11 protein-coding genes are annotated in these 11820 nt (G+C 42.1%); 8 read left to right on the forward strand and 3 right to left on the reverse strand.

The genetic code is table 11. The annotated features are described in order from the left end of the window. Positions 1 to 642: 642 nt before the first annotated feature. Positions 643 to 1545 carry an ABC transporter substrate-binding protein gene (locus ACFRAM_RS26335; RefSeq protein WP_175370052.1) on the reverse strand — a complete coding sequence of 301 codons (903 nt, stop codon included), beginning with the start codon at positions 1543 to 1545 and terminating at the stop codon, positions 643 to 645. Positions 1546 to 1843: 298 nt separating this feature from the next. Between ACFRAM_RS26335 and ACFRAM_RS26340 the strand changes: the two genes are divergently transcribed. Together ACFRAM_RS26340 and ACFRAM_RS26345 are read left to right on the forward strand one after the other, a co-directional pair. Then, entirely contained in the window at positions 1844 to 3304 is a 1461-nt protein-coding gene (locus ACFRAM_RS26340) for an aromatic amino acid lyase (RefSeq protein ID WP_379469779.1), read from the forward strand. An 11-nt stretch (positions 3305 to 3315) separates the two neighbouring features. Continuing rightward, the gene (locus ACFRAM_RS26345) at positions 3316 to 4650 is read left to right on the forward strand and encodes an aromatic amino acid lyase (protein WP_379469781.1); all 1335 of its coding nucleotides are present in this window, start codon (positions 3316 to 3318) and stop codon (positions 4648 to 4650) included. Positions 4651 to 4775: 125 nt separating this feature from the next. Here ACFRAM_RS26345 and ACFRAM_RS26350 read toward each other — a convergent pair whose 3' ends face one another. Beyond that, entirely contained in the window at positions 4776 to 5312 is a 537-nt protein-coding gene (locus ACFRAM_RS26350; RefSeq protein WP_379469783.1) for a DoxX family protein, read from the reverse strand. Positions 5313 to 5559: 247 nt separating this feature from the next. On the opposite strand from ACFRAM_RS26350, the gene ACFRAM_RS26355 reads away from it, so the two are divergent. From ACFRAM_RS26355 to ACFRAM_RS26380, 6 genes are all read left to right on the forward strand, one after another. After that, a complete protein-coding gene (locus ACFRAM_RS26355) occupies positions 5560 to 5976 on the forward strand; it encodes a MarR family winged helix-turn-helix transcriptional regulator (RefSeq protein ID WP_379469785.1) in 417 nt (138 codons plus the stop codon). A gap of 70 nt (positions 5977 to 6046) precedes the next feature. Further along, a complete protein-coding gene (locus ACFRAM_RS26360) occupies positions 6047 to 6496 on the forward strand; it encodes a GNAT family N-acetyltransferase (RefSeq protein ID WP_379469807.1) in 450 nt (149 codons plus the stop codon). Between the two features lie 138 nt (positions 6497 to 6634). Beyond that, positions 6635 to 7477, forward strand: a complete 843-nt coding sequence (locus ACFRAM_RS26365) for a protease complex subunit PrcB family protein (protein ID WP_379469810.1) — start codon at positions 6635 to 6637, stop codon at positions 7475 to 7477. A 176-nt stretch (positions 7478 to 7653) separates the two neighbouring features. Beyond that, positions 7654 to 8199 (forward strand): hypothetical protein, encoded by a 546-nt coding sequence (locus ACFRAM_RS26370; protein WP_379469812.1) that lies wholly within the window; start codon positions 7654 to 7656, stop codon positions 8197 to 8199. Positions 8200 to 8518: 319 nt separating this feature from the next. After that, complete coding sequence (locus ACFRAM_RS26375; protein ID WP_175370059.1) at positions 8519 to 8872, forward strand: hypothetical protein; 354 nt, start codon at positions 8519 to 8521, stop codon at positions 8870 to 8872. A 216-nt stretch (positions 8873 to 9088) separates the two neighbouring features. Further along, entirely contained in the window at positions 9089 to 9457 is a 369-nt protein-coding gene (locus ACFRAM_RS26380; RefSeq protein WP_379469815.1) for a hypothetical protein, read from the forward strand. Positions 9458 to 9536: 79 nt separating this feature from the next. Here the strand turns inward: ACFRAM_RS26380 and ACFRAM_RS26385 are convergent, their stop codons facing one another. Further along, the gene (locus tag ACFRAM_RS26385) at positions 9537 to 11738 is read right to left on the reverse strand and encodes a YhgE/Pip family protein (protein ID WP_379469817.1); all 2202 of its coding nucleotides are present in this window, start codon (positions 11736 to 11738) and stop codon (positions 9537 to 9539) included. Between the last annotated feature and the right edge of the window lie 82 nt (positions 11739 to 11820).

Consider the following 11820-nt stretch of genomic DNA (forward strand, 5'->3'; position numbering starts at 1 on the left):
ACAAACTCACTAGCCAACAAACAAGCTATATAGAACGCATTAAAAACAAACGTAGCCATGAAAAAAGAAAGTTTATATAGGAAGGATCGAAGGATAATTAACGGCATTTTCGTACCTTAAATCCTCTGCAGCTGCTGGTTAATGGAGATTAAGTGCAATATTGTATCTTAAATCTTCCAGAATACCCGTCCGAGCGTGCTTTTTCGAAAAATAAGATACAATAATGCCCTTATATCCCTCATTTGCCTAGAATGAAGAAAAATAAGGTGCAAAAATGCACTTAGTTGAGGAGGGGGCCTCTCTTATCACTGTTAAGACGACCGGTGAAGTGGAATATGCCACCATAGGTTACAATCTGTCGGCAGTCTATGTCACGTTGCTAGCTTTTTTCGTGGATATTATCAAAAATTGCCGTCCAAAGAAATCAACACGGAAGCCAAAGAAGGCTTCCAGACCTAGCTTTCCTCCTGAATGTTTTCAGGTGAGCGCTTTGCGCCTACAAACTTCCCCGTTCGATCATCTTCGCTTTTTGTTAATTTCTTTTGTTCGGCATATATAACTTGCTTTTGTGACTGGCTTATATAACTAAAAAACAGCAGCTTCTCCCGATACTCGTACTTGGGGAAAAGCTGCTGTTTTGTTTTATTTTATAAGACCAGAATCTTTAAGGAACTGCTTGGCTACATCTTTGTATTCTTTCTTATTAATATCTACTTCGCCATTCAATTTCTGCATAGTTGCATCATCCAGCTTCGCGGATATCGCATCCAGGAGTGTGCTTATTTCCTTATCCTGATCTAAAGCTTCTTGACGAATAACCGGGGCAACATTATATGGAGGCCATAGGTGTTTATCATCCTTGAGAACCACCAGATCCGGGTTAAGCAGTTCGCCGTCTGTTCCAAAGGCCATGGTAGCTTGAGCTTCATCATTCAATACTACGCGATATTTGACACCATAATCGAACAGCTTAAGGCTCTTGAATTTGAATTCGCCATATACACGATTCATTCCAAGTAATCCATCTTCGCGCTCCTCGAACTCAGGTACACCGGCGAAGTTAATCTCGCCTGCTTTGGCTTGCAGCTCTGAGAGAGTTGTGATGCCATATTTCTCGGAAGCGGAGCGGGAAATGGCTATTGCCTGAGTGTTGTTGGCTTGGGAAGGCGCTAACCAGACGAGGTTAAATTCCTTCTTATAATAGTCCGAGACAAGATCAAACACTTGCTTAGGATCTGTGAGCGGCTTCTCATTCAGGATGTTTTGCAGGGCTGTGCCTGTGTATTCTGGATATACATCGATATCGCCTTTTTTGAGTGCTTCATGCGCGATCAACGTTCCGCCAAGGTTAAGCTTTCTATCTACTTTAATGCCAGCATTCTCAAGGACTAATGCATACATTTCGCCGAGAATCAGCGATTCGGTAAAGTTCTTGGAACCCACCACAATCTTCTTCTTGGAGGAGCCGTCTCCGCAACCGGCAGCAATACTCATTAAAGCAATGATTAGTGTGAGCAGCAGTAAGCTTGATTTCTTCTTTTTCATCTCAATTCCCCCTGCAATCATAATTAGACTTTACTCATTATTATCACTTGGTAATAATGGATTATTACTTTACAGGGCCAATAATAACATTACTTCCAAATAAATTCAATCACATTTGTTTACTGGGGATTAAAAAAATTTTTATGGGAATTTAAACCGTTTAACACTGCGAATTAATCCTTATAAGAATACTTAATATTTATTGACAATCAAAACGATGCCACTTACTATCTATTTAATAAATTGTTATCATTTTGTAATAATGAACTTCAATAAATACTTTGTGAGGAGTATGAACATGAGTGCCTCATTACAATTAGACGGATCAAGCTTGAAAATGGAGGATATGGCTGCAGTATTGGCGGGGAAGATTTTCAAAGTAAACATTGTTAAACAGCATCGCCAAACCTCAGAGCGCTCATTCCAACAGTCGGATCTCCCAACAAAGTCGTTTGTAGAACAGGGAGAGAGCTTCTTAGATTCATTAAGGGACTGGGTACAATCCGATGGCGAGTTATTGCCAAAAGAAGTAGGTCTTTTAAGTTTATATCTTCTATTGAATCATTCAGTTAAGCATAGTGATGTGCTGAGTGATGGATTGCTCCAAAGAGTTTTATTGTTCGTGAATCATGGGATCGAGCCTTGCTTACATAAAGAAAACAGAACTGAAACCTCCGCGATGAGTGAACTTGCCTTGATTCTCTATGGCGAAGAAGAATTGCTTTGTTATCACCAAGGACAATTTAAAGCTGTTGGATCATTGTTCGAGGAGCTAGGGCTCACCAAACTTCAATATACTCGCGAAGATGCAGCGTTTATTACGGGGCTGTGTTGTGTGTCTACAGCGATGTCTATTTACGCAGCTGCTGAGGCTTCCAGGTTGACGAAAACTGCAGATATTTGTGTTGCAATGCAGCTTGAAGCCATACGCGGGGAGACGGGTGCTTTTGACCGGCGTCTGCATGAGCTTGGCAGGCCGTATAATAGCCAGATCGAAGTTGCAGAGAATGTACGAAGAATCATTAAAGATAGTGAATTTACCACTGAAAGAGGCCGGGAAGCTTATGGCGGAGACAATGGCCCCCGCTGCCAGGATGCCATCAGTATTCGGGCTGTACCCCAAACGCATGGGGGAGTCAGAGATACGGTGAAGTGGCTGAAGGAGCAGCTCGACAAGGATATCAATGATATCGCGGAGAAGTCGAACCCATTGTTAGGGTATTTGCTGGATTTGGTCATCGTCGGTTTAATAGATCTCGGCAATATCAGTGAAAGAAGAAGCTTCAGACTCTTGGACAGCAAAATGTCATATGGGCTGCCGATGAATCTTGTCGGAGAAAACCCGGGTTTCAATCATGGATTCCCGGTCATCCAGGCTGCTGCAACAGCTATATTGGCTGAGATGAAATTGCTGGCCCTTCCGAATACTGCTTTTTCAAAGATCGATCATATCACCCGAAAATATGTGTGCACGACACTGGAATCCTCGCTGAAGATGCTCGATGCGATATCGCTGCTTAACAAGATTTTGGGGATCGAGATGTACATGGCTGCTCAAGGAATGGATCTTGCTAAGAGTAAGCTGGTGGACTTTGAGTTTGGCGTGGGATCGAAAGAAGCACTTCATGTATTCAGAAACTTTGTGCAGACGGTGAAAGTGAATCGCTTTGCTTCCCCGGATATGGTTGCTGCGGAGAAAGTCGTCACAGATGGCATCGTGCTTCAGGCAGTAGAAGATATTGTCGGAAATTTAAAGTAAGGTGTGAGCCTATGAAGGATGCAAACTTATATATCGATGGTTATAGCTTAACTGTAGAACATATTATTGAAGCTGTGCGCGGGGAATGGAAAAGTGTACGCTTGGAGGCAGAAGCAAAAGCAAGATGTGAGAGCAGCAGGGCCCAAGTATCTCGCTGGCTTGGATCAGATGCTCCTGTTGTTTACGGTGTGAATACGGGGCTTGGTAATCTGAAGGATACGGCATTGTCCCCGGAAGAGCATCTGGATTGGAATAAAACGATCCCCTATCCTCATGCCGTAGGTGTGGGGGAGTATCTGAATCCCGTTATAACCAGAGCATCTATGCTTATTCGTGCCAATGTGCTGAGCAGGGGCTACTCTGGCGTAAGACCACAATTGATTGAAAGAATGCTGGAGATTTTTAACCATGGGATTGCTCCAGCGGTTCGTGAGTTAGGCTCTACTGGGTTAAGTGATCTTGGCCCGCTTGCTCACAACGCTATGGTCGTCGGGGGATTGGAAGAAGCAGAGGTGTTCTACAGAGGCAGACACATGAGTGCCCAGGCTTGTTTTCAAGAATTGGGCATGGAGGATGTATTTCCTCTGGAATGTAAAGAAGTGTTATCGCAGATGAATGGTTCAACCATGACACAAGCGATCGCTATCTTTGCCTGCCATAATATGCAGCAATTGCTGGAGATTGAAACAAGAATCGAAACCATTCTAAATAACGACCGACCGATCATCATTGATTCGAAAGAACGGGTGGATATGGCTGTTGAGAAAGCCTTCGACATTATCCTGAACACCGTGAACTTCGAGAATAACATTACCTGCGACAATCCGCTTCTGTTTGAAGTGGAGGATGGCTACGAAGCAGTAATGGGATGCAATTGCAGTAACACGCAAGTAGGATATGTAATGGATCTGCTTAATTTTCTCATTGCCGATAAGGCAAACTATATTATGGAATTCATCAACAGGCTGGACTTGGAAGAAGGCGGAAGGCTGAATGCAATCCGCGAAGCAGCTTCGGCAAGAGTCAGACTCATTCATTCCTTAAGCCTCCCTGCTAGCGCCGATTCTATATCTACCAAGGCCAACCAGGAGGATCATGTCGAATTTAGTTTTGGGGCGGCAAGAAAGGCCCTCAAAGCGCTGACTGCCTACCAATCGCTGTTGTCATGTCTGCTTGCTGCGGCTACAAAGACAGATGCCGTTCGTAAGAACACAAGTAAGGTGCTGGAGGTCTTCCCTGATTTGAATGTGAACACAACGGCTTCCTCAGCTAATCTGGCGGCCAGTATCAACCACTATTTGACTGGAAAATTCGATTTGGTTTCACTCGTTTTAAAGACGGATTGAGATCCAAGCTTAACTTCTGCCGAAAAGGCGATCCCATGAGTTCGATATATCATCTGAAATCAAATAACCCGTAAGGAACGGAAGTTTTTCTCTCCGTTCCTTACGGGTTATAGTATGCATTCATGTTATACAGTACGTTTCAGTGGCGTAGCGGCAGGGCGGATGACGTTCGTGTTGGTATCTTTTCTATGGAACAGCTTGCGCAGGTAAGGAAGGACGAAGTAATCAAGGCCGATTTTACCAGCATTAGCGGCCGATACGATGATGATCACTTCCATGAGCAGTAATTGTACATTCGTGCTGACGGTACCCGAGAGCAGGTAAGCAGCGTTCATAACCAGACCCATAAGAGCAGCGAAGGTAGTGAATGTTCCTAGAATCAATCCCAAGCCAACCAGGAATTCACCAGCCGGTACCAGGAAGTTAAAGAAGTCTACGCCAGGGAGAGCTGCATGTTGGAGGAAGCTTCCCCACCAGGCTTGCACCGTCGCACCTTCACCAGCGCTCTTGGCAATAGCCCCTTTGATAAATCCCGAAGCATCAAACCCGCCGCCAGTCAGCTTATGCCATCCGGCAGTTAACCATTCATATCCCAGATATACCCGTACTATAGTGAGCAGCAGCATAGCGGCTTTATTTGTTCTGAACCAATTGTTAAACATATCTCTTCACTCCTTGTTTGTGGTCTTTCTTTTGTCTGTATCGGATGATCATCTTCGATAGCTTTATAATAAGTGATTTATTTCACAATAGGTGTGATAAATATCACAAAATACGAAGAAATTTTGATGTCAAACTAAAATTGTGAATATTTTGTTTTGAAATGTTTCGAAGGGGACATAAGCGAGGGACCGGTACCGCTTTCAAATGGTTCTTGACAGAGTTTTTGCATAAAATTAACATACAGATATGAATGAAAAAGCTATTGTAGCCGTTATAGGCCGAATCCATCGCAGAAGTAATCGATTTATCGAGAAGGAATTGAAGAAGCATCATATTCACGGAATTGCTCCATCGCATGGGGACATTCTGTTTCAGCTGTATGGACAGGAATCCATTACAATGAATCAGCTATCCTGCCTGATCGACAAGGACAAATCAACCATCACTGCATTAGTCGAGAAATTGGTGCGTCTGGAGTATGTTAAGAAGGAGCAGGACCTGAACGATGGCCGCATCTTCCGCTTATCCATTACAGATAAGGGAAGAGCGCTGAAGCCGATTTTTGAAGCGGTGTCCGAGTCTCTACTGGCTGCGGTGTATGAAGATTTTGCACCGGAAGAGAAGGAGCAACTGCTCCGGTTGTTGGGGAAGATTAATTTGTGAAAATGACTAAGACAGCCTGGTGGGAAGCCGGGCTGTTTTTAGTATATATGGGATGGGAAGGAGCAAAGAAATGGACAATACTGCTGCTATAAGACAGATCAAACAAGATGAGCTTCCTCAACTTTTGGAACTTTACAGATGTTTGCATGAGGTTGACCCTGAACTTAACCCATCCGATGTAAATCCAATTTGGATAGAAATCTGTACAAGTAAAAACATGCATTACTTGGTAGTAGAGGTAGAAGGTCGATTAGTTGCATCCTGTGTGTTAATGCTCATTGCTAATTTAACAAGAGGTGCCCGTCCTTATGGAATTATTGAAAATGTTGTGACGCACAGTGGATTTCGCCGCAAGGGATATGGTACTGCGATCCTGAAAAAGGCATTGGAGATTGCTTGGGAACATCAGTGTTACAAAGTAATGCTGCTTACCGGATCGAAGAAAGAGAGTACCTTAAGGTTCTACGAACAAGCTGGTTTTAAAAGAGGAGTGAAAACAGGATTTATAGCCAAGCCCTAGTTTTCTAGTACCTTATTTGCATGATTTTTTTTGAACCCCGCAACCTTTTCGAACAATTCCCGTCTAGAGTGTACCAATTGGGAAATAAATCATGACAAACACAACCAGTAACCAAACACAATACACGGAGGAATGAAGATGAAGAAACGATTTTTAAAACCACTGCTCCTAATAATGATGATTGCCGTTTTTAGTTTAAACGTTACGGGAGCGGCCTTTGCTAAGAGTGGCGGGTCCAAGAATCCCCCTAAGAATGGTATAGATATAGCGACTGCAGTAAGTATGATCGTAAAGGGGCTAGACCTGAACCTGAATGCCATCGATTTTATCAAAATGCCAGTGGCAAGCGATCACTATACAAAAGTGAAGGATAACGCTCCATATGCCAAGGATTTCATTAACGCTTATTACAATGGAGTACAGCTTCCGAAGGATATTAATCCTTCCGCCACAATCTCCAAGGAATACTTTGCTGAGCTTCTGTACCAGGCTATGAGTCATAAAGGCGATTTTGTCTGGATTGAAACATTCCAAAAGGTGGCAGACGGAAATCAAATCAAAAAAGAATACATGAACAGTATTCAGAAACTGATGCTCGCCAAGATCGTTACGCTCGACAGCAAACAAAAATTTTATCCGAAGAATAGTATCAGCCGTGACGAAGCAGCCAATATGATCAGCAAAACTGTGAAATTCATTAACAACTACAAACCAGTGCCTACACCTGCTCCAATCGAGGTTACATTAACCACGGGCAAGGAGACAGATGCTGTCACTAAGGTTACGCTTGCTGCTACGGTGCCGACTGGCGGTTATGGACTTGAAATTACGAGCATTCAATTCACGAAAGATCAGGCATTGATCAAATACAAGCTGGTGAAGCCGGCCCCAGGCTCCATGAGCGCCCAAGTCATTACCGAAATTAAAGCCGTAACCTACATTCCTTCGACATTCAAAGCTGTTCTTCAGGCCAATAAATAATACGGATACTCGAATAAAAGCATTATTAGCAACGGATGGACTCGATAGGAGCCATCCGTTGTTTTTGTATGGACGGGTAGGAAGAGTGAAAAATAAAGAAGTGAAATGGAGGATTCTGTAATAATATCTCGAATATATAAGGGATGTACGTATGACTAGCTAAGGGGGATATCACTATGGCTCTTCAGGCAGAAACTCTTGTGGAAGAATGGCTGAACAAGAACGGGTATTTTACGATAAGAGGCATCAAGGAGAAGCTAAATGAGATTGATTTCCTCGCGGTACGGCGAAATGGCGAAGGCGAATGGGAGTATGTCCATTGTGAAGTTCAGGTTAGTGTGCGACCTGTGGCCTATATCAGCAAGTTGACCAAGCAGCAGATGGAGAAGCTAGGCGTAAAGTCGAAGACAAGTGCCAAACTGCGCAATTCTGAAAGTCTAAAGGACAGCGTAAAGGCCTGGGTAGAGATCAAGTATACCTCCGACAAAAAGAAGAAGCTGCGCAGCTCCGTGATTGACACCGACCAGTGGCAGTATTGGTTCGTACACGGAAGAGTGAAGGATCAGAATGAGTTGGAGCAAATCAGCAGCGAGGGTGTCAAGCTGGTAGCCATCAAGGATATTTTGCAGGAACTAACGGCCAATACGACGGAGCATAGTTTCTCTGCGGCTTCTGCGGGCGATTTGGTAGAGTTGATTAATTTGTTAAATGCGGAAGAGTAGAGCAGTCCGGATACCCTTTTCTTTTGTTCAGTCGTCCATATGAGTCTTGGAACCCAATGGCAATGATTGAGATAGAGGACCAACTCTTTGGAGAAGATGTTGGTCTTTTTTGCGTCCAATGGTAACATGTAGGTAATATTTCTTATTAAAAAACCGCGTATTTCGACAAATAAATACATATTTCTTATTAAATACCTTTACTATTTACAAAATTTTATTTAAGATTCTCTTATGTGTAATGGAATAGGAAATAATATGTAATACAAATTTTTCTTAATTTATTACAACAGATGATTATACATGATGGAGGAATGCACAAATGTTCACAATCGAATATAATGCCGCAAAAAACAGAGTTGTCGTTACCGCTCAAGAGGTTACACTGGACAATGCACAGCAATACATTGATGAGTTCACCGAGATTCTTAAAAAAGTAAAACCAGGGTTCACTGGAGTTACAATTCTGACTGGCGCTAAAGTATTGTCTCAAGAAGTAGCTAAGGAACTGGCACCTACTAGTGAACTGGCAACTCAAAAAGGCGTATCTACTGATAAGAAATGGGCCTATGTAACAGGTTCTTCCATTTACAAAATGCAAATGAGACGTATCTTCGGTGACTTCGTGGAGTACTTCGAAACCGTTGAGCAAGCAGATGCTTACCTGAGCAACTAATCTCAAATGGGATCATAAAGCAACAGCTCACATCTTTACAGATGTGGGCTGTTTTTGTTATGTAGTTATGGCTACGTGCTATAATCGAAGATATATCTGAGAGTATATCAGTACATAGGAGGCCTACTTATCTATATTATTTTGCAAGAGCCGACCGGTAAGACCTATGAGGCGTTCATTGAGATCGCCATGGAAGTATGCGATGAGTTCATTCTGGTGAAACGCGATCAGATGTCACTTGATCCGAGTGGAATTGAACTACTGGAGCAGCTAAAGCCTTTTTTAAAAGAGAAAAAAAGAGAAGATCATTGGCCAGGTACGCGGTTATTTGGTCATTATGCGGATATTTATTATTTTCATTGTTGTGCTGAAGCTACGAAAATCCTTCTCTCTTATTCCTCGGGTCTATACTCCTGGGTCCAACCGAAAGTCCCCGATGATCTTTGTTTTCTGAGAAATGGGGAGCCGTGGCTAATGAACACAGCGCATGAGGGGAACAGTTATTTAGATACTGATGTGGAAGAAGAAGTTATGCGTTTAGATCAAAGCGGATTGCTGTTTCATGACTTGCCCCGGCGTGGGTAGGCGTACTCTCGTATCTCCAATGAGTGAAATAAAAAAGAGGAACTAGCCACTGATAATGTGGTTATTCCTCTTCTTTTATTTAGCCTGCAATTTCTTTAGTTTTAATGGATTGTTTTCTTACCGTAATCGTTAAATAGAGGATAGTTAGTGTGATAAAAGTAAGCCCAATAAGAGCTAAGATTAATGCTTGATTAAGAACATACGTATAGTCAACAGTGGTTGACATCAACTCTCTGAACCCTTTTATAGAATAGGTTAGTGGTAAAAAAGGATTGATATACTGGAAGAATGTTGGCGTTAATTCTTTCGGGAATGTTCCGGCACTTCCTCCAATCTGCAGCAGCATTAGAATGAAAATGATATACTGTCCGACTTTATCCATCGTTACTGTGAGAAATTGTATGATGGTATAAAGGGTTAAGCTTGTGAAAATAGTAAACAGATAAAAATATAGTTCATTTTGAACTTGTAAACCTAGTCCATGAATTAAAATTACATCTGCAAAGATGGACTGAAATACACCGACCACCAATAATACACTATATTTACTGATGAAATGCGAAAACCCGGAAGTTGTAATCTCCGTGGTAGTTCTCATCGAATAGGACGAGACAAACATTAGTCCACCTGCTAAAAGACCAAGGGATAGGATATAAGGTGCTAATCCAACTCCATAATCTTTCACATCATTTAACTTATGAGCGACAAGATTAATCGGACTGGCAAACATAGTATTCGTTTCATCATTCGTACTCACATCGTTTACCTTATTTGCTCCGTCCTGTAATGATTTATGCAGCGTACTTGTTCCCTGTGAAAGATCGTGTGTGCCTTTTAATAATTCATTAGCCCCATCTGCTAACTTACCTGAGCCAATATAAAGTTGATTCGAGCCATCGCTTAATTGATTTATACCTTCAACTATTTGATCCCCACCGGAATTTAAAGTAACTAAGCCTGAAGAAAGTGAGGAGCTTCCCTCGCTTACCTTCTTAGTGCCGTTAAATAAATCAATACTTCCCTGAGCAAGCTTTTGAGAGGCAACTACAGCTTCACCGAGCTTCCCATTAAATAATGTTGAATTAGAGTTGAATTCCTTTTGACCAGCTACAAGACGATTTGCGGCCGAATATAGATTGTGTTGACCCGCTACAAGTTGAGAATAACTCGTACTGATTTGCTTTCCACCTTGATTCAGCTGGTCCATTGATGTTGAGATGGTTTGAAGCTGCGCAAGTACTTTCTTTATTTCTTCCTGACTAATGGACCCGGTACTGCTTACATCCGATAATTCATTAGTCACGTCTTGTATGGCCGTATTCATAGTTGATATGTTGTTCGTAAATTGACCAAAACTATTTTGGAGTGCTACGGAGCCATCTGACGATTGCTTTAGTCCGGCAGCTAGTTGGTTATTCCCACTTAATAATTGATCGGAGCCGGCTACTAATTTTTTACTGGCTTCTGATAACTGCTGTAATCCGGAATTAAGGTCACCGGCACCTTTTTTCAGTGAATCAGCACCACCCAATACAGAATGGATACCAGTGTTCAACTGGTTGGCTCCATCGCTGGATTGTTTAATTCCATTGGCTACCTGAATTGCACCTGCTTGTAATTTAGCTGTTCCATCTTTAAGAACCAGGTTACTGTCCGTTAATTTCTTTAAATTTTCACTTAATGTGGTTGTTCCATTGGCAAGCTTATCTACACCTTCGTTGATCCGCTTTGAACCATCGCTAGCTTCCTGCATACCTTCTCCGACTTTGCTAAGGCTTTTAAATACGGAATCGGCATATTGCTCTGTAACCTTTTTTGAAAGGCTGGAGCTTATATCCTTAATAGCTGAAGAGCTGATCTGTGACCCAGAGTAGTTTTTTCCGGCATTCGTATAATAATTTAACTCCATTTTTTCCGGATGTTCCCCTAATAGAGATGAGGCGTGCTGTGAAAACTGGCTTGGAAGTTCGATTACCATGTAATAATCTTCATTCTTGAGTCCTTCCATCGCTTTTCTTTCTGTAGTAAATACCCACTTGAATTTGTCATCGTCCTTTAATCCATCCACGAAATCTTTACCAATATTAATGGTCTTCCCGTCTAGTACAGCCCCTCGATCATTATTAACTACGGCAACAGGGAGTTGATCCAATTTACCATAAGGGTTCCAATAGGCTGACAGGAATATCAAAGAGTAGAACATGGGGACAAGCATGATGGCAACAATCACCACAATTAAAAAAGGCTTTTTAATTATATTTTTCCATTCTTGTTTTATCATTCAGTGACCCTCCAATTAAATTCGATTTATATAAAAACCAAGATGTTTCGAATGACAAAACATATTCTATCAGCGTAATTAT

The organism is Paenibacillus sp. NPDC056722 (genome assembly GCF_042790635.1).
GTDB classification, from domain to species: Bacteria; Bacillota; Bacilli; order Paenibacillales; family Paenibacillaceae; genus Paenibacillus_AQ; species Paenibacillus_AQ agri.